This window comes from Aquipseudomonas ullengensis, from assembly GCF_014174475.1.
In the GTDB taxonomy this organism is placed as follows: Bacteria; Pseudomonadota; Gammaproteobacteria; order Pseudomonadales; family Pseudomonadaceae; genus Aquipseudomonas; species Aquipseudomonas ullengensis.
The window spans coordinates 17,404-33,889 of sequence record NZ_JACJUD010000002.1; the positions used below are offsets into that span (position 1 = coordinate 17,404).

Here is a 16,486-nt window from a genome sequence, read left to right on the forward strand (position 1 = left end):
TTTTATTTCTCCCTGAGATTGAAGGTCATCGTGAACTTCGGATCTTCATTTTCCTTTTTGGAAGCGGCCTTGCTTTCTATTTCGTCGCCTAGCAGATCTTTAATTGCTTTTTTTATCGGAGGCCTTCTCGATCTCTTGATTCTTACCGGGTTGCTTTTGCCGTCTTTATTTTTCGGCTCGACCTCCGCCGATATAATCTGTTCCTGAGAAATAGGCTTCTCGTTTGGTGTGGATTTGCTATGTGCTACCGGGATTAATTGAATTTCCCCGTTATGATCCCATAGCTCAATCACTCCCGTGCTATCAGTAACAAAAGCGTCTGCTTGAGGCGGGATGGCTATAACGGCAGCGGTGCAGTTGTCGTGTCCGCCAAGAAATTTTGCAACGTCTATTAATCTTTTAGTTGTAGTGCTTGGGTCTGAGGCGACTATGGCAATTCTTTCCATTACTTCGTTCCCGAGGTAATGCACGCCATCCGTAGTCATTATTATAGATGTTGCGTCGTGTATCTCTGATTTAATAATGTGAGGCTCTAGCGCTTCGCCTATCCCTATGTACTGTAGTAGCTCATGCCTATTGGCGAGTCCCGGTGCGACGTCACCCATCTGAGCTGCAATGGTATCGTCAGTAGTAATTTGTTCTATATGATAGCTGTGCTGGCTGTATATCCGGCTATCGCCGACATTTACATAATGAATCTTTCCATCTGCTCTTAAGAGGGTTGCGGATAAAGTTGCTCCACCTCGGCCATTATGTAGTTTGTAGACTTCTTTGTTGGCACTTAGAGTGGCAGAATTTAGCCAGTCATTGGGCATTCCAAAACTTGAGCTGTTTCTAAAGAATGAACTGAAAAAACCTGCAATAGCAGTAGCGGCGCATAACTCACCATCAATCATGCCACCCATGCCGTCACTAATTGCAATCAAGATATAAGCGTTTCCGCTAAAATCATGTCCGCGCGCCATTGCTACTCGGTCTTGATTTTGCGAGCGCTGATAGCCGATGTCTGAGCTAAGAGTTGCATTTAATGCCGGGATTTTTTTTATTGATGCTGTGGGCATTTTGCGCAATAGCCATGCCTTCAGACGTTGAAACACAACATCCGATTCAGTGCTCATATAAGGCTCTCGTTTTACTCTTCTGATCCATAATTGTCATGACTCCTGTCTTTCCGCCGAAGTTCATATCGGGCATACCAGCGCCTAGCTACTTCCTGGGTGATCGCTATCCCGCGTTCGGACTGCTCAAGTTTCGGTTGGCTTCGTCATAGGCCGGACTCGTTTGGCCCATCTCAGGCGCCACTTCTCCGCTAATCATCCACCATCGATAGTGTGGATAGAGTCTGCTGAGCTCTTCGACCTCCACTGTGCTGATGCGGATCTCCTTGTTGTAGAGCACCGTCCTCCAGCGATTCGAGCCTATCGGCGTTTCCCGAACAAGCCGATCCATGCCAGCTATAGATGCAACGGTTCTAACGCGCTCGTCAATTGTGCTCATTCGATATAAATATCTTGTTCAAATAGTTTGAATTTGGCCGATGACGCCTCTATAGTTTGTTCAAATAGTTTGAAACAAGCTATTTGAGGATTATTCGGATTATAGGGCAAAGAACATGGAACAGTCTGGTGTAGTGGGGCTTTCGTTTGAGGGGAATCCCGAGCGCGTCACCGATTTTCGCGATGCGCCGTTTTGCACGAAGCTCGCGTTGGCTCAGATGCTCGACAACGAGAAGATCAGCGAAGACGTGGTACGTGGCTGGACTGAAAGCTACACCGTGCCGACCGTCAAAATTGGTCGCCATCGGGTGATCAACCTGCACCGCATCCGCCGCGACCTCGACCGTGGCAAAACGGTGTTCTGCGCCGGGGACTACGCCGATGAATAAGGCGTCCTCCCATGAGCCCGTACAAGCCCACACATACCCAGGACTGCGACTGCTCTGTGTGCTGGTCAAAGCGCGAAGCGGCCAAGCCCGCTCTTTGCCAATCCACACCCTGCGCCCACTGCCGCCCCGCATCAGCGCACAAGGCAAATGGTCGCTGGCAGATCACCCCGGCTTTCACCTGCGCGAAACACACGCCCAGCCTGCGCCCGCCGCAGTACTGGCGCGAGTGCTTCACCACGGGCAAGCCCACGCCTTTCGTGCCGATCCACGAGCCGTTCACGCTGGAGGGCTGAACCCATGAGCGCTTCCCCTGAGCAAACCGATGGTTACGTGCTGTGCCAGGACTGCAGCCACGTCGAGCCCTACACCTCCGAACGGCATCACGGTCGTGAAAACTGCCCCAAGTGCGGCGGTAGCTTTTGCGGCTGCAATGCCTGCTCCGAACTGGCAAGGCTGGCCCTTCAGTTCCAAGAGCCAAGCGATGAGCAGGAGGCGGGCGAATGAGCCGTTCTTTCTATATGGCCCGCTGCCTGATCGCGCTCATGGGGGAGTGGTCAATTCCCATCGTGATCGGCATTGCCCTCGGCACCGGCTTGAGCACGTGGCAACTGATTGAGGTGACCGACCTGTATGAGTCGGCCTTCACCCACTCCCTGCAATCGGCGGTTGAGGCATGCAAAGTCGAGCCGCCAGATACCCCATCGCCTCCGGCGTCCGGGACTGGCCCGCCAGTCGCGGGCGAAGGTGGCGAAACGGGATGACAAGGGCGAGGCCCTTGGTGTGTTACGCGATACCGACCCGCGCATAGGTCACTTAAACCCCAGTAAGCCGAGATAGCCACGGTGGTGAATTTTTAAGAATTCACCTTCGCGGGATCGCTCGGCCTGCAGAAAGGCAAGCCGCGCAATAACGCGCAACTCAAGTGAGGAAATACCGATGGCACGTTCGACTATGGAAGTTGCATTTCTGGGCACTCAGAAACTGGCGTTCAGCCAGAACGGCTCGGAAGTGAAGATCGTAAAAGTCTTCTACGGCGATGAGCCGGACGGCGAAACCGAAAACGGTCTGTCCATCGTTTCGATGGATGTTCCGCTGGAGGTGGCCGACGAAGTATTCGCCGCAGGTGCCAATTTCGACCCGCTCGAAAAAGTCCGCATCACCTTTGAGGTGGCTCGGGCTGGCAAACAGAAGGGCAACAATCTCGCTCTGCATATCGAAGCCGTGGCCCCAGCCCCGGCTGCCCGCACGGCAGCACCTAGCCCACAACCGAACCCAGCAGCCAAGCCTGCCGAACAACCCAAGGCCTAAGGGGTAGTCGGTCATGGGGCGCTACTTGTTCATCGCCACGCTGGCTTTCCTGGGCGGGCATCTGTGGGGCTACTCCACCGGCTTGCTGGAAGGCACTCAGCTGCTCGCTGACACCTTCCACACGCCCGCCCCACGCCTGGAGCCGTAATCCATGGCCGTGGTGTCCGTTCAGGCCTGCACAAGCTGGCTCACCAATCCCGATGCAACGGTGAGTTGTGCAGCGCTTGAGTGGCATCAGGCCTACCTGATTCCGCCCGAGGCCGCTGGCTACGTCGACATCTTGGTGTCGGGCGGTTTTTCACCGGAAGCCTTCGCCGTTGGTTTCGGCGGGACGCTTCTGGTTTTCGCAATCGGCCTTTCCGGTGGAATGGTCGCATCAATCCTGAGACGCATGAGGTAACACCAATGAACCAACTGAACCGCTTCACCCGTTCCGCTCGCAACCTGGCCCTGGTGGTTGGCGTGTCCGTCTTCTCGGCTGGTCAGGCCATGGCTGCTGCCATCCCGATCGACATCAGCGGCATCGAAGAGCAGATCAACGCCGGTGCAACCAGCGCCGGTTCGGTGGCCGGCTACGTGGCCCTGGCACTGGCCGTTCTGGCGTGTGCTGGCGTCATCTTCGGCATGCTCCGCAAGAGCTAAGCCGTGCTCTGGTCAGTGATGCTCGGCGCCTTCGTAGCCGGTGCATTTATCACAGGCTTTCGGATCGGTGAGTTCTTCTGACCGGGGAGTGAGGGGCCGAAAGGCCCCTTATTTGTTTATGCGCGCCATCTTCCTGCTGTTACTGCTTACCTTCTCCAGCATCGCGACAGCTGAGAACTACTACTGGAAATACAGCTCCGGTACGACTTCGTTTCCCGGCATGTACAACTTGCAGTTTCCGACACCAACTGCGGCTTGTGACGCGGCGGTAACCTATTACTCAAATTCAACTTTCCCTGTCGTTACCGCGCATAGCGTGGGGCCGATTACGGCCACTGGTGCTAGCTTTAGATTCACTTGCACCATCGAAGTAAAGGTTGCTTCTGGTAGTGCTAGAGGTAGCGCATATCCAGTATTCACTCGGTACGGTGACTCTTGCCCGTCGGGTACCTCCTGGGACGCTTCTAGCGCCACCTGCAAAAACCCCTGCACCGACAAGTTTGGTCAGACCGTCAGCTTCACGTCCTCCGCATCTTCTTTAGATCCTTGCTTCGACGGTTGTACGGTTGCGGCAACGAACATCATTCCGTTCAAAGTCGAGCCTAAGCCTGACCTTCTGTTTTTCTATGACGGCCAGTACACCGGCGAATCATGTTCGTCACCCATCACCACGGTCGAAGCCTCGCCACCTTCGCCAACTGAGTCAGAAGAAACCGAAGAGTGCACCGAAACCACGGTGACTTATGACGCTGAAGGTCGACGTCACGAAAGCAACAGCTGCACCACGACCACCACCGACTCCGACAACCAGAAGTGCGTGGCGGCGGGCGGCTCGGTCGGTGCCTACAACGGCACGATGACCTGCATTGCCTCCAACAAAGGCCCCAAGCTCACCGAGACCACCAAGCAAGTCGACAAGACCACCGATGAAAAAGCCGACGGTGGCAAGAAAGAGACGACCACCACGACCACCACCACGAAAACCTGCGTGGGCGCTGGTGCCTGCTCTACCTCTACCACCACTGTGGTTACCACCTCCAATACCAATGCCGATGGCACAGCCGGCTCTTCCTCGTCGCAATGCAAGGGCTCGAATTGCACCACCAACGGCCAGGCCGGTAACGGTTCGGGCTCAGGGTCTGGATCTGGCTCGGATGACCAGGGCGAGGAAGAGGAAGAAGACGAAGAAATCGCCAGCCCGACCAAGGCGCTCGGCAAAGGTGAGCAAGGCGACTTCACCGAGGGCGTGACCGAGTGGGACGAAAAGCTCCAGGGCGCACGCGATGAACTCGATGACAAGCTCGAGGAGTACTCGGCGCTGTTCGCCGGTGTATTCGACCTGAACCTGGGCAGTGGTGGCGGCTCCCTGCCGTGCGAACAGATCCCGGTCACCATTGGCACCGCCACCGTCTCCCTGGATATGTGCCTGGATCGCTACGCCGACACCTTGTCCTACCTGCGCTACGCGCTTCTGCTCGCGGCGTCTGCGTTCGCCGCTCTCATCGTCATGGGGTAACGAACATGGATTGGATTGCCGGCTATCTCGACAACTTCACCACCTTCCTCCAGTGGGTGTGGGACTTCCTCGCCAACGGTATTTACGACTTCATCAAAGACGGCATGGTGCTGCTCACCAAGGCCGCCATGTACTCATGGTTTCAGATCCAGCTGTTTGCCTTGGATGTGGCCTATGAGACGGCGCAAAGCCTGATGTCCGACTTGGGCGTAGTTGAGGCGGTGCGCTCGCGCTGGTCTGGCCTGCCCGCTGAGGTGGCCAACACCCTGGCCTTCTTCGGTGTGCCGCAAGCGCTGAACATCATCTTCTCGGCGCTCTCGACCCGATTCGTCCTGAAGTTCGTACCCTTCTTCGGACGCTAACCATGTCGATCAAAATCCACCATGGCCCCAACGGCTCCTACAAAACCTCCGGGGCTATTCAGGACGATGCCGTGCGCGCCCTCAAAGAGGGGCGGCTGATCATCACCAACGTGCGGGGCTTTACCCTGGAGCGGGTGCTGGAGGTGATGCCCGAGCTGCCCGGCACGGTCGACATCATCAACCTCGACCTTGAATCCTTGGCCGATATGGAGCGCATGCGCACGTGGTTTCAGTGGGCACCGCGGGGCGCGTTCATCATCTTCGACGAAACCCAGCTGGTGTTTCCCAAGGCGTGGCGGGAAAAGGATCTGGATCGTTTCGACTTCCCGGGTGGCCCCGAGGCTGCGGCCCAGGCTGACCGGCCCATGTGCTGGCTCGATGGCTGGACCCGCCACCGGCATTGGAACTGGGACATCGTCTTAACCACGCCGAACATCAGCTACATCCGCGACGACATCCGCATGACCTGCGAGATGGCCTACAAACACTCCAACCTCGCGGTCATCGGCATCAAAGGCCGCTACAAAGAGGCTCAACATGACGCACAAACCAATCGCCCTCCCATGGAAGGCACCGTCATTGAATACAAGAAAATCAAACCCGCCACCTTCCGCCTCTACCAGTCCACCGCCACCGGTATCAGCCAGGACACCAAGGCCGGAAAGAGCCTTCTCCGCTCGCCTAAGCTACTTTTTCTCCTGGCATTTATGGCCGCTCTTGTTATCGCTCTATTTTCTCTCGGCGGCATTGATTTCGGGCCTGCGGGCGCTGCTTCTACCGCTGATGAAACTCCTGCTAAAGCCGCTGCGCCTGATGCTGCGCCTCCTGAAAATCCTGCTCCCGCGTCTGCTGCTCTTCGTATTCCTGTTGTGGGGAATCAACCGGATGCTGTTCCTGCTGTTGAGCTGAACCACCCGTTTGCACCGCGCACCTTTGCCTTCCGGGGACTGATCGAAGGCAAGCGCGATGGACACCCCGTCGAACTGGGGCAAGTCGATGTCATCGGTGCCGATGGCGCGGTGCTCAGGCAGACCTTTGCCGACCTACGAAAGCTCGGTTACCACCTGCATGCGCGCAGCCCCTGCCTGCTCGATATCAGCCACGCCATGGGGTTCAAGGGGCAAGCGGTCTGTCCGGGCACGTTACCCAGCAAAGAGCCTAGCCAGGCCATCGCAATGGCCGCTAGCAGCACACCAGCCAATAACCCCGTAACCACCGCTACAGCCTCTACGGCTCGTCGTAGCGTGGTCACCGTTGTGCCCGATTCAGAGTATCCAGCAAGGCCGTGGCGGTGATGAGCGAGCGCCAAAGTGGCTCGGTTCAGAACGAAGGCGCGAGCGAGGCACGCGCCTTCGCGACGTCCCTGTAACACGTCAGAAAGACAGAGATTAAGTCCCACGTTAAACCAGAGTGATGGGGAAACCATGAGTAAGGCCAGAGACTTCCACCGTATAGATCTACTGACCGGTGCGCCGGATTCGACAAGCAGGCTCTTCGTAGATCCTGGGCAAGTTGGCTTCGTCGACCTGTCAGGTGTTCGCCTGCTGCGTTGCGGCGTCGACACAGTCCGCCAGCTTTACCGGGGCATGATCCGCCCGGAAATCATGGCGCTGTTTGAGACCCCTGGCGTCATGGTCGACTTCGCTGGCCAGCGCTGGCATTCGGGACGGGTAGGGCGTGACTCCGGTTACCAGTACAAGCTGCAGAACGCTGATCTGGGCTTCGTTCTGCTGGTGAAGAACTTCAACGCGAAGCTCGACGCGATTGGGCCGCATCTGAAAATCGAAGTCTCGCCCCACGCCATCGACAACCACTCGCCTGAGCGTCTGCAAGAGCGGCTGGATTTCTACGCCTCGCATCTGCTGAGTCATGTGGAGCGCAATCAATGCGCCGTGCATCTGGCGCTAGATGTACAGGGTTGGAAGCCCCCAGTGGATCTGGTGGCGCGTATGCACTGCAACGCCAAAGTGCACCGGGATATCTCGGGCATCAGTGAGATTTCCTGGGCGACCAAGAGCAGTGTTTACGGCCGGGGTGAAACCTCAATGTTCGGCTCTGCCAGTGGCGTGCAGCTCGCTATCTACAACAAGACCGAGCAGGCCCGCGCAATCGACAAGCTCGACTACTGGGAAAGCGTCTGGAAGCGTCGAAACTCATTCGATGAGGCCGATCCTGCTAACTACGATCCGCAGTCGGATGTGTGGCGTATTGAGCTGCGTTACCACCATTCGGTTGTTCAGCAGTTCGCCAGCGGATCTGTCGACGTACGCACTGGTCAGGCTATCGAAACTGATTCGTTTGCAGCCTTCTCTGGGCACTTGGACGGCCTTTGGCGCTATGGGTTACGGCAATTCAAGCTGCTGGCCCGCCCTGGCTATTTTGAGCCGGTCTGGACGTTGTTCCGTGAAGACGTCCGGGTCGATATCGCCGCTGACTCGCTGCTCGATGACACCGCCTACAAGCGCTACTACAAGACCTCGCATGGCTTCTCGGGAAAGAACGTCGAGCTGTTCCTGGGCAACTTCGTCAGCTTGCTGGCAAGGGAGCGGGTGGGCGCAAAAAAGGCGTTCTCGGTGCTGCGCAAATGGGATTGCTGGCCCGTCATCCGGGAGCACTACGCCGCTAAGGGAATGACCACGCCGGATCTACTGGCCCATATCGAGAAGCTGATTGAGGAGCGGCATGTTCGATGGGGTAGGGCGGTATGACCGTACGCAAAGATGGCAAAACATGGACGGCTGACTTTTACGAAAATGGCCGCGCCGGTCGCCGTATCCGTAAGAAAGGCTTTCTAACCAAAGCTGCAGCCCAGCGCTATGAGTCCGATTTCTTCGCCACGCTGAACCAGACTGGTCGCCCGTTGGATGATCGGCTCTCGGATCTGGTGACCCTCTGGCATTCCCTGCACGGCTGCTCGCTCAAAGACCAAAAGCATCGGCTATCTCGGACGTTGGCGGTGGTTGAGCGCCTGGGCAATCCGCGTGCTTCTGAGTTCGATGCTTTGGCCTGGGCTCGTTACCGCCAAATGCGCCTCAAGGATGCCTCGCCGCAAACGGTCAACCATGAACAACGGTATCTGTCGGCGGTCTTCTCTGAGCTGATCCGCTTGGGCGCATGGTCGGGTATCAATCCCTTGGCCAAGATCCGCCAGATCAAAACCGACCAAACCGAGCTGTCATTTCTGACCTTGGATCAGGTGAGCCAGTTGCTCGATGAGTGCCGCCAGTCGACGAACAACCATACCTATCCGGTTGCTTTGATCTGCTTGGCAACTGGTGCGCGTTGGGATGAGGCCGAGTCGATCCAGCGGAACGCCATTTTTGGCGGGAAAGCGCATTTCCATCGGACGAAGAACCGGCAGTCTCGGGCGGTGCCGATTCCCAAGGAAGTCGAGGAGGCGGCTTTGGCAGTGGGCATGCCCGGCAATGGTCGGCTGTTCATGTCGTGCCGTGCTGCATTCCGCAGTGCCTATAAGCGTTGTGGCTTCGATACACCGGGGCAGCTAACCCACATCCTGCGGCACACCTTCGCCAGCCACTACATGATGGGGGGAGGGGACATTCTCGGTTTGCAGCGCATCCTGGGCCATTCCTCGATCACGATGACCATGCGCTATTCGCATCTGTCACCGGAGCACCTCGAGTCTGCTCTGCGGTTCTCCCCATTGGCTCAGATGGGCCAGCACTGACCAACGTTGACTGGTTTGTATGTCGGTGTATGATTTGTTTAACGCTTAACGTTAAGGATTAAAGCGTGATTCTGAGTTTCAGCTGTGAGGAAACCCAGCATCTGTTCGAGTCGGGAGACTCCAGGCGCTGGAAGAGCGTTCTGAACGTTGCCACTAGAAAGCTGGCAATGCTCAACGCTGCCGTAGAGCTTCGAGACCTAAGGTCTCCACCTGGGAACAGGCTGGAGCAACTGCACGGGAACCGTGCAGGCCAACATAGCATCAGGATCAATGACCAGTGGCGTGTCTGCTTCGTATGGACGGCAGCAGGCCCTGAGAGTGTTGAGATAGTCGATTACCACTGAGGAGGTGGAATCATGGCAGTTAATGGCATGCGCCCCATTCACCCAGGTGAAGTGCTGCGTGAAGAGTTTCTTGAACCGCTGGATATTGCTCCTGCCGCGCTTGCACGGGCTCTGCACGTATCCGCTCCGACCGTGAATGACATTGTTCGTGAGCGTCGTGGTGTGACTGCGGATATGGCTATTCGTCTGGGGCGTTACTTCGACACGTCGGCTCAGTTCTGGATGAACCTACAAACGGAGTACGCCCTAGCGACGACATATGCTGAGGCAGGAAAAGCAATCGAGCATGAAATAGAGCCGTTGCGCGCAGCGGGTTAGTGTTTCTTGTTGAGACTATGCTGCTTAAGTGCTGCTGCTAATCAAGGAGGAGGCAATGACAGATGTGATTGAGGCAGGGCGGTCCGATTCTGTTGCTGACGGTTCGTCTCTGAGTTTGTCTTCGGGCTTTTATGGGTTGATTGGATCTGTTCTCAAGGATCCTGGACTGAGCCCTGAACAGAAAGTCATGCTGATTGACGAGGTTCGAAAGAGCACGCCTGCAAGTGATCGCTGGACTAGTCGTTACGCGATCTATTCCCTTGTCGCGATTGCGTTGTTGGCTATGGTCGGCATCATATGGCTAGGGCTGTGTGACAAGTTGGTTCCAGATGGTTTGGTAGCCATTGGATCCGCAGCCGTTGGAGGGTTGGCTGGGTTGCTTGCCCCGCGCAAGGGGTAGTCGGCGGGTAGTCACTTTGTAGTCACTACCCCAGAAACGACAAAGGCCTACCCGAAGGTAAGCCTTTGTTTTGTTTGGTGGCTACGCAGGGACTTGAACCCCGGACCCCAGCATTATGAATGCCGTGCTCTAACCAACTGAGCTACGTAGCCGTTTGAGGCGCGCATTATTCTCGGCTGTGTACTGGCTGTCAAGCCTGCTCCTGGAGATTTTCGCGGTTGATCAAGCGCTTACACGCTCATGCCGAAAGGCCGCGCCAGTGGCATCTCTGCTTCGAGGCGTTGAGGTTGGCTTGTCGGTTTCAGAATCCGCTTTCCCGCAGCAGGATGGCCAGGGTGTAGGTCAGGCCTTCGCCCAGCAGGCTGCGGCGGGCGCCTTCTATCTGCACGCGGCCACGGGTTTCCTGCAGGCCCACGGGGGCGTCGTCCAGTTGTACCAGTACGTGGAACAGTGACTCAGTCGGGGTCATGCCGTCGCCGTGTCCCGCTGTGGTGATTGGGCCGCCGTAGCGGGAGGCGAGCATCGGGTGACTGAGCTGGTTGACCCGGGTGCTGCCGATGGCGATGACTTTGCCGCTGATCGGCTGCGGTCGCCCGACTGGATAGAAGCGCACCGGGCTGCCGGTTGCCAGGCGGTGTACCTGGTCCTGCTCGACATAGGCGTCGACTTGCCAATGCCGAGGGTCGACCAGCACACCGAGGGCTTCGCGACTGCCGACCCACTGGCCGGGTTGCCAGTCGGGATTGACGTCGCGCCACACGCCAGCGAAGGGCGCCCTGAGGCTCAGGCGCGCCATCTCCGAACGGGCGGCACGGATTTCCTGGGATTCAACGTCCAGGCGTTGCAGGGTGGCGTTCTGTTGCGCCAGGCCGCGCGGGTCGGCCAGCAGCCCTTTGAGGCGTGCCTGGTAGCTGTCGAGGCTGGCCTGGTTGCCGAGCATGCGTGCACTGATATCCGGTTCGTCCAGCACGACCAGGCTGTCGCCGCTGCGTACCGGGCCACTTGGCCGAAGCGTTTGCAATTGCGCCGGGTAAGGGCTGAACACCCGCAGTTGCTGTTCGGCGCGAGCCACGCCGTCGCCATGTACCTGGCTGCGCCAGGGTATTGCGAGCAATAGCAGTACCAGTGCCAGCAAGGCCCAGAACAGGTGTTTGCGCCGCCCCGGTACGCGTTCGCGGGCGGCCCACCAGTGCTTCAGTTCGCGCCATACCGGTAGTACGACGAACCAGGAGATCTCCACGATGAACAGGAAGATCCCCAGCAGCTTGAAGAACATCAGGTACACCGCGACCGCGATGCCGAGGAACAGGACCAGGCGGTACAGCCAGGTGATGATGGCGAAGGCCACCAGCAGGCGCCGTTGGCTCGGGGCGAATGGTTCGGGCCAGGGTTCGTCGAGGCCTAGCAGGTTGCGTCTCAGGGTGGTCCGGGCCAGCGCCGAGGAGCGCTCATGCAGGTTGGGAAAGTCGAGCAGGTCGGAGAGGATGAAGTAACCGTCGAAGCGCATGAACGGGCTGGCATTCAGCGCCAGGGAGAGGATCCAACTGGTGGTCGCCAGGTAGAGCAGGGCATTGCGCAGTACGCCGGGCTCGCTCAGGGCCCAGCCCAGGGTGGCCAGGCCGGCGATGGCCAGCTCGGTGAGGATGCCGGCAGAGGCGATGGCCAGGCGCTGGCGCGAGCTGCGCAGCTTCCAGCTCTCGCCGGTGTCGGTGTAGAGCATCGGCCAGAGCACCACGAAGGCAATGCCCATGTGCGCGACCCTCAGCCCCAGGCGCGTGGCGACCAGGGCGTGCCCCAGCTCGTGCAGGGTCTTGGCCAGGATCAGTGCCAGGGCGAAGCTGAGCAGCCCTTCGGTGGAAAAGGACTCGACCACGGCATGGGTGAAGGTGTCCCATTGCTGCAGCACCAGAATCACGCCCAGGGTACTGAGCAGTATCACCAGCCAGGCGGTGAAGGGGTGGAATAGCCAACCCAGGGCGCCGGCGAGTTTCTGCAAGTGGGTCTGCGGATGCAGCAGCGGGACGCGGAAGAACAGGTAGTGGTGCAGCCACCAGTTCCAGGTCAGCCACTGGTTGCCCTCGCTACGCGCCTGCAGGCGCGCCACTGCGGCTGCGTCGGGACGCAGCAGCTGGTGCTGTTCGAGAAACTGGCGCAGGCCCAGTACCTGTTCTGGCTCGGGGCGTAGCGGTGTCTGCGCGGCGATGTCCTGGCAGATCTGCCGTGGCGTGCGCTCCCAGCGCAGCAGGCACTCGAACTCCAGCCAGCCGATGCGATAGAAGCGGTTGACCACCGTGTCGTGGATGACCCAGCCCGGCTCGCCGTTGGCGCCGGCAGCGACTTCGCTCAGGCGCAGGTCCTCGCGCATGGCCGGGGTTGGCAGGTCCGCGGGGTCGAGCATTACCAGCCACTCCAGGCGCGCAGCGAGGCCAGCGGGCGGCGTAGCAGGTAGTAGCCGAGCAGCACGCGTTCGCCATACAGCTTGGCGGTGCCGTGCAGGCCCAGGCGAGCATGGGCTGGCTGGCCTTCGATGCTGGCCAGCAGGCGGTAGGAGACCACGGCATCATCGCCGGGTTTGGCTTGATAGCTGGTTTCCAGCACCTCGCCCTGGAGCGGGGTGAGCGGGTAGGCGGTGAGGAACAGGGTGACCTGGGCGCCGGGTTCCAGGGCGATGGCGTCGGCCACCGGCAGCTGAATACGCATGGCCGGCACGGCGGGGTCGGCCAGTTGCATGATGCGTTCGCCGGTGGCCACCGGTTTGCCCAGCCAGTCATTGGGGTCGCTGAACACCGCTACACCGGCGCGTGGAGCGACTACCTGGGTGCGTTTGAGCTGCGCCTGCACCGCTGCCAGTTCGGCGCGGCGCTGCTTGGCGCGACCATTGAGCAGGGTCAGCTCACTCTTGCTTTGCGGGTTGTCGAACGCGCCCTGGCTGGCGGAGAGCAGCTCGGCATCGGCCACTGCGACTTCCTTGCTGAGTACTTCGGCGCGGTTGCGCAGGGTGGTTTCGTCCAGTGTCAGCAGCAGGGTGCCGGCTTGCACCTCCTGGTTGGGGCGTACCTCGATGCTGGCAATGACGCCGTCAATCGGCGAGCTGATGTTCTGCGCTTGCAGCGAGACCACTTCGGCCGGCGCCAGTACGCTCTGGCGCACCGGGACCAACAGCAGCAGGGCGGCCAGGCCCAGGCCGAGCAGCACCTGGCGGCGGCTGGGGCGCCAGCGCAGCAGGCGGTGCTGGCGGGTGAGTGCTGCCCAGCAGTAAGCCCAGGTTTGCCACAGGCCGCCGAGCAGCTCGGGCAGTGGGGCAGCCGGCTCGGCGTCGAGGAGGAACAGCAGCAGGCCCAGGCGTTGCCCTTCGCGGTCATGCAGGGGCACGCACCACAGGCCGTTTGGCCACCACTCTTGCCAGCCTTCGGCGATCTCTTCGGGCGGTTCGAGTGCCTCGCGCGCCAGCCAGCATGGTTGTGGCGTGGTGACGTGCTGGCCGATCCAGCGTGCGGCGCGCTGCAGCCAGATCAGGTAGGGCGAGTCCTCGGTGGGCTTGGCCAGGCCGGAGATACACAGCAGCTGGAAACCCTCGCCCTGTTGCGCCAGCACCAAGGCCTGGTGGTAGCGCAGCAGCGGGTAGAGGTCGTTGGCCATGCTGAACGCCAGGGCGTTCAGCGAGTCGGCGGCCAGGGCTCGGTCGCGCAGGTTCGCCAGGCTAAGCAGCAGGCGCGGGTTGGGTTGCAGGTCGCTCATTGACTGTCGGCCAGGCGCGCCACCCCGCTCATGCCGGCGATCAGTTCAGGGTGGGTGGCATCCAGCGTGGCCTCCAGTTCGACCGCCTGGGCTACCGCATCGACCCGTGCGTTGATGGCACTGATATGCGCGACGTAAGTTTTGCCGGTTTCCGCGATGCTGATCTGCAGGGCCATGCCTGTCTGCAAGTTTGGCAGCAGGGTGGAGGGAACATTGAGGCGCACCTTGAGCGCACCGTCGCTGACCAGATCGAACAGCGGTGTACCGGCACTGACGGTCTGGAACGGTTTGGCGTGTACCTTGGCCACGCGCCCGGCGAAGGGGGCGTTGACCTTGCAGTAGCTGGTCTGGGTCTGCGACATGCTGCGCGCGCCGTCGGCCTTCTCCACCTCTGTGGCGGCCATCGCCACTTCCAGGTCGCCCACCGCGTCGAGCTTGCGCAGATGGCGCTTGGCTTCCAGGTTCTGCTTGGCCATGGCCAGCTCGGCGTTGGCCACCTTGGCCCGCGCCTGGCCCTCGCGGCAATCGAACTGGGCCAGCAGCGCCCCTTTGTTCACGCTTTGGCCGAGGCTGGCGTTGAACTCGCCGAGGGTGCCGGCCATCTGGCTGGACAGCGTGGTTTCCGTCTTGGCCGCCAGTAGCACGCGGATGGCTGAGGGGTCGGAGAAGTCGGCGCCGACCTCTACCGCATATGCCTGGGAAACATGGAGCAGAGAGGCCAACAACAGCACAGGGCTACGGCTGAACGGCATGCGTACTTCCTTGTGTGGTCAGCAGCAGGCTCTGCGACTGACGGGCTTCGATGGTGTTCTGGATTTCCCGCGACAGGCTCTTGATGTCGTGCTTGTCGATGGCCTCAGGCAGCACATCCAGGCCTATCGAGTTGTAGAGCCGCCCCCAGGCCGCCTGGGCGCTGGAGTAGGCCGCCTCGCGCTGGTAGCGCGACAGCAGGTAGCGGCCTTCCGCACGGATCACTTCCAGCTCCGAGCCAAGTGAGCTGCTACGGGCGGCGCGGGCATAATCGAGCAGGCCTTCGTCGACACGCAGGCCTTCTTCGGCGAAGTCCATTTCCTGACGCGCCAACTGGTAGCGCAGGGCGCCGACCCGAACCTGGGTCAGGATGGCCATGGACAGCGCGACGCGCCGGGTGTCGTCGGTGGCGCCCTGGGAGCCTTCGGCATTCAGCAGGGCCGGTAGCTGCATCAGGCGCAGCAGGTTGAGGGATACCTGCACGCCGGTTTCCGACCAGTGATTGTTGTACAGGTATTTGTTGGAGTCGTACTGGTAGCCCCAGTTGAGGCCGACGTTGGGCCATAGCTGGGCTTTGGCGATCTTCAGGTCGTTCTCGTTGACTCGCTTGCGGTACCACTCTTCCATGATTTCCGGGCGGTTCTGCAGCGACAGCTGTTCGAGGCGATCGATGTCGACCTCGATGGGCTGCAGTGCGGGTTCAGTCTGCTCGGCCAGCACCAACTGTGTACCCGGTGGCAGCGACATCAGGGCGGCGAGTTCGGCCTGGGCGAACTCGAGGTCCTGGCGGCGTACGGTGAGCAGGGAAATCGAGTCGAGCAGGGCGCGCTGGTAAGCGAGGATTTCCAGGCGCGGCAACAGGCCCTTGGCCTCGGCCTGGCGGGCGGCATCCAGGGCCTGTTCGGTGCGTGCCAGCAGGCGGTTGACCTCGGGCAGCAGGCGCTGGGCACCAAGGGCACGCCAGTAGGCATTGCGCACATCCTGCAGGACGTTCTGCGCGACCTTGCGGCGCCGCTCTTCGGCCATGAGGATCTGGTCGCTCTTCTGCTGCGTGCGGTAGTAAGCCACGCCGAAGTCCAGCAGGCTCCAGCTCAGGCCGAGGCCTGCTAGGTCGCGGTAGCGTTCCTGCGAGGTGGAGGCACGCAGGCTTTCTTCGCCATCCTGGATGCCGATCGAGGTGCCGCCGGAGTCGTTGTTGCGTCCGGAGTAGCCGGCCGAGGCGACCAGGCGCGGCAGCATCTCGTGGCTGGAAACATCGCGCAGATCGGAGGCCAGTGCGCTTTCCATCAGTTTCAGACGGTAGTCGAGGTTGTACTTGAGGGCACGGGCTACCGCATCGTAGAAGGTGATGGGAGCTGTCACCGGCTCCTGTTGACCGTACATATGAGCACGGTCGTCGAGGATGCGCTCGCTCTTTTCCTCCGCGGTATAGGGCTTGGGCACCAGTGCCGAGCAGGCACTGAGCAGCAGGGTCGAGGCAATGGCGAGGCTCAGGGTTTTGGGTGAGTAGTGGGGCATGAGAAGTCCTTATTCAT

General features: G+C 59.9%; 20 protein-coding genes, 1 tRNA gene and 1 pseudogene. 16 read left to right on the top strand and 6 right to left on the bottom strand.

Annotation, left to right across the window (positions count from 1 at the left end):
* Positions 1 to 2: 2 nt before the first annotated feature.
* A complete protein-coding gene (locus tag H3H51_RS05555; protein ID WP_183088056.1) occupies positions 3 to 1,118 on the bottom strand; it encodes a PP2C family protein-serine/threonine phosphatase in 1,116 nt (371 codons plus the stop codon).
* A gap of 494 nt (positions 1,119 to 1,612) precedes the next feature.
* Between H3H51_RS05555 and H3H51_RS05560 the strand changes: the two genes are divergently transcribed.
* The 16 genes and pseudogenes from H3H51_RS05560 to H3H51_RS05630 all read left to right on the top strand — a co-directional run bounded on the left by H3H51_RS05560 (position 1,613) and on the right by H3H51_RS05630 (position 10,463).
* The gene (locus tag H3H51_RS05560) at positions 1,613 to 1,885 is read left to right on the top strand and encodes a DNA-binding protein (protein ID WP_183088057.1); all 273 of its coding nucleotides are present in this window, start codon (positions 1,613 to 1,615) and stop codon (positions 1,883 to 1,885) included.
* Positions 1,886 to 1,896: 11 nt separating this feature from the next.
* Positions 1,897 to 2,178 (top strand): lysogeny maintenance protein PflM, encoded by a 282-nt coding sequence (gene pflM / locus H3H51_RS05565; protein WP_183088058.1) that lies wholly within the window; start codon positions 1,897 to 1,899, stop codon positions 2,176 to 2,178.
* A gap of 4 nt (positions 2,179 to 2,182) precedes the next feature.
* Positions 2,183 to 2,389: a hypothetical protein gene (locus tag H3H51_RS05570; RefSeq protein WP_183088059.1), complete on the top strand. Its 207-nt coding sequence runs from the start codon at positions 2,183 to 2,185 to the stop codon at positions 2,387 to 2,389.
* Positions 2,386 to 2,646, top strand: a complete 261-nt coding sequence (locus H3H51_RS05575; RefSeq protein WP_183088060.1) for a hypothetical protein — start codon at positions 2,386 to 2,388, stop codon at positions 2,644 to 2,646. The genes H3H51_RS05570 and H3H51_RS05575 overlap by 4 nt, the downstream gene beginning before the upstream one ends.
* 175 nt (positions 2,647 to 2,821) lie before the next feature.
* Positions 2,822 to 3,193, top strand: a complete 372-nt coding sequence (locus H3H51_RS05580; RefSeq protein WP_183088061.1) for a hypothetical protein — start codon at positions 2,822 to 2,824, stop codon at positions 3,191 to 3,193.
* A gap of 13 nt (positions 3,194 to 3,206) precedes the next feature.
* A complete protein-coding gene (locus tag H3H51_RS21255) occupies positions 3,207 to 3,341 on the top strand; it encodes a hypothetical protein (RefSeq protein WP_268945812.1) in 135 nt (44 codons plus the stop codon).
* A 3-nt stretch (positions 3,342 to 3,344) separates the two neighbouring features.
* Positions 3,345 to 3,593: a hypothetical protein gene (locus tag H3H51_RS05585; RefSeq protein ID WP_183088062.1), complete on the top strand. Its 249-nt coding sequence runs from the start codon at positions 3,345 to 3,347 to the stop codon at positions 3,591 to 3,593.
* Positions 3,594 to 3,598: 5 nt separating this feature from the next.
* Complete coding sequence (locus tag H3H51_RS05590; RefSeq protein WP_183088063.1) at positions 3,599 to 3,835, top strand: major capsid protein; 237 nt, start codon at positions 3,599 to 3,601, stop codon at positions 3,833 to 3,835.
* 736 nt (positions 3,836 to 4,571) lie between these two features.
* Positions 4,572 to 5,351: a hypothetical protein gene (locus H3H51_RS05595; RefSeq protein WP_183088064.1), complete on the top strand. Its 780-nt coding sequence runs from the start codon at positions 4,572 to 4,574 to the stop codon at positions 5,349 to 5,351.
* 5 nt (positions 5,352 to 5,356) lie between these two features.
* Entirely contained in the window at positions 5,357 to 5,713 is a 357-nt protein-coding gene (locus H3H51_RS05600) for a DUF2523 family protein (protein WP_183088065.1), read from the top strand.
* A gap of 2 nt (positions 5,714 to 5,715) precedes the next feature.
* A pseudogene (locus H3H51_RS21350) lies at positions 5,716 to 6,427 on the top strand (zonular occludens toxin domain-containing protein); the annotation flags it as partial.
* Positions 6,428 to 7,137: 710 nt separating this feature from the next.
* Entirely contained in the window at positions 7,138 to 8,421 is a 1,284-nt protein-coding gene (locus tag H3H51_RS05610; RefSeq protein WP_183088067.1) for a hypothetical protein, read from the top strand.
* A complete protein-coding gene (locus H3H51_RS05615) occupies positions 8,418 to 9,401 on the top strand; it encodes a phage integrase (protein ID WP_183088068.1) in 984 nt (327 codons plus the stop codon). The genes H3H51_RS05610 and H3H51_RS05615 overlap by 4 nt, the downstream gene beginning before the upstream one ends.
* 65 nt (positions 9,402 to 9,466) lie before the next feature.
* Positions 9,467 to 9,745: a type II toxin-antitoxin system RelE/ParE family toxin gene (locus H3H51_RS05620; protein WP_183088069.1), complete on the top strand. Its 279-nt coding sequence runs from the start codon at positions 9,467 to 9,469 to the stop codon at positions 9,743 to 9,745.
* 12 nt (positions 9,746 to 9,757) lie between these two features.
* On the top strand, positions 9,758 to 10,063 hold the full coding sequence (locus H3H51_RS05625) for a HigA family addiction module antitoxin (RefSeq protein WP_183088070.1): 306 nt from the start codon (positions 9,758 to 9,760) through the stop codon (positions 10,061 to 10,063).
* A gap of 55 nt (positions 10,064 to 10,118) precedes the next feature.
* Positions 10,119 to 10,463 carry a hypothetical protein gene (locus H3H51_RS05630; protein WP_183088071.1) on the top strand — a complete coding sequence of 115 codons (345 nt, stop codon included), beginning with the start codon at positions 10,119 to 10,121 and terminating at the stop codon, positions 10,461 to 10,463.
* Between the two features lie 75 nt (positions 10,464 to 10,538).
* Here H3H51_RS05630 and H3H51_RS05635 read toward each other — a convergent pair.
* The 5 genes from H3H51_RS05635 to H3H51_RS05655 form a co-directional block, all read right to left on the bottom strand.
* A tRNA-Met gene (locus H3H51_RS05635) sits at positions 10,539 to 10,615 on the bottom strand.
* Between the two features lie 149 nt (positions 10,616 to 10,764).
* Positions 10,765 to 12,861, bottom strand: coding sequence for an HlyD family efflux transporter periplasmic adaptor subunit (locus H3H51_RS05640; RefSeq protein WP_183088072.1), 2,097 nt, complete (start codon positions 12,859 to 12,861; stop codon positions 10,765 to 10,767).
* Complete coding sequence (locus H3H51_RS05645; protein ID WP_183088073.1) at positions 12,861 to 14,201, bottom strand: efflux RND transporter periplasmic adaptor subunit; 1,341 nt, start codon at positions 14,199 to 14,201, stop codon at positions 12,861 to 12,863. Before H3H51_RS05645 ends, H3H51_RS05640 begins: the two co-directional genes overlap by 1 nt.
* Positions 14,198 to 14,953, bottom strand: a complete 756-nt coding sequence (locus tag H3H51_RS05650; protein WP_183088074.1) for an efflux RND transporter periplasmic adaptor subunit — start codon at positions 14,951 to 14,953, stop codon at positions 14,198 to 14,200. The genes H3H51_RS05645 and H3H51_RS05650 overlap by 4 nt, the downstream gene beginning before the upstream one ends.
* Entirely contained in the window at positions 14,937 to 16,469 is a 1,533-nt protein-coding gene (locus H3H51_RS05655) for a TolC family protein (RefSeq protein WP_183088075.1), read from the bottom strand. Before H3H51_RS05655 ends, H3H51_RS05650 begins: the two co-directional genes overlap by 17 nt.
* Positions 16,470 to 16,486: the final 17 nt, after the last annotated feature.

Bases quoted from the DNA above. Each gene is read 5' to 3' on its own strand.
- H3H51_RS05555 (WP_183088056.1), bottom strand. From the start codon at position 1,118: ATGAGCACTGAATCGGATGTTGTGTTTCAACGTCTGAAGGCATGGCTA.
- H3H51_RS05560 (WP_183088057.1), top strand. From the start codon at position 1,613: ATGGAACAGTCTGGTGTAGTGGGGCTTTCGTTTGAGGGGAATCCCGAG.
- pflM (WP_183088058.1), top strand. From the start codon at position 1,897: ATGAGCCCGTACAAGCCCACACATACCCAGGACTGCGACTGCTCTGTG.
- H3H51_RS05570 (WP_183088059.1), top strand. From the start codon at position 2,183: ATGAGCGCTTCCCCTGAGCAAACCGATGGTTACGTGCTGTGCCAGGAC.
- H3H51_RS05575 (WP_183088060.1), top strand. From the start codon at position 2,386: ATGAGCCGTTCTTTCTATATGGCCCGCTGCCTGATCGCGCTCATGGGG.
- H3H51_RS05580 (WP_183088061.1), top strand. From the start codon at position 2,822: ATGGCACGTTCGACTATGGAAGTTGCATTTCTGGGCACTCAGAAACTG.
- H3H51_RS21255 (WP_268945812.1), top strand. From the start codon at position 3,207: ATGGGGCGCTACTTGTTCATCGCCACGCTGGCTTTCCTGGGCGGGCAT.
- H3H51_RS05585 (WP_183088062.1), top strand. From the start codon at position 3,345: ATGGCCGTGGTGTCCGTTCAGGCCTGCACAAGCTGGCTCACCAATCCC.
- H3H51_RS05590 (WP_183088063.1), top strand. From the start codon at position 3,599: ATGAACCAACTGAACCGCTTCACCCGTTCCGCTCGCAACCTGGCCCTG.
- H3H51_RS05600 (WP_183088065.1), top strand. From the start codon at position 5,357: ATGGATTGGATTGCCGGCTATCTCGACAACTTCACCACCTTCCTCCAG.
- H3H51_RS05610 (WP_183088067.1), top strand. From the start codon at position 7,138: ATGAGTAAGGCCAGAGACTTCCACCGTATAGATCTACTGACCGGTGCG.
- H3H51_RS05615 (WP_183088068.1), top strand. From the start codon at position 8,418: ATGACCGTACGCAAAGATGGCAAAACATGGACGGCTGACTTTTACGAA.
- H3H51_RS05625 (WP_183088070.1), top strand. From the start codon at position 9,758: ATGGCAGTTAATGGCATGCGCCCCATTCACCCAGGTGAAGTGCTGCGT.
- H3H51_RS05630 (WP_183088071.1), top strand. From the start codon at position 10,119: ATGACAGATGTGATTGAGGCAGGGCGGTCCGATTCTGTTGCTGACGGT.
- H3H51_RS05640 (WP_183088072.1), bottom strand. From the start codon at position 12,861: ATGCTCGACCCCGCGGACCTGCCAACCCCGGCCATGCGCGAGGACCTG.
- H3H51_RS05645 (WP_183088073.1), bottom strand. From the start codon at position 14,201: ATGAGCGACCTGCAACCCAACCCGCGCCTGCTGCTTAGCCTGGCGAAC.
- H3H51_RS05650 (WP_183088074.1), bottom strand. From the start codon at position 14,953: ATGCCGTTCAGCCGTAGCCCTGTGCTGTTGTTGGCCTCTCTGCTCCAT.
- H3H51_RS05655 (WP_183088075.1), bottom strand. From the start codon at position 16,469: ATGCCCCACTACTCACCCAAAACCCTGAGCCTCGCCATTGCCTCGACC.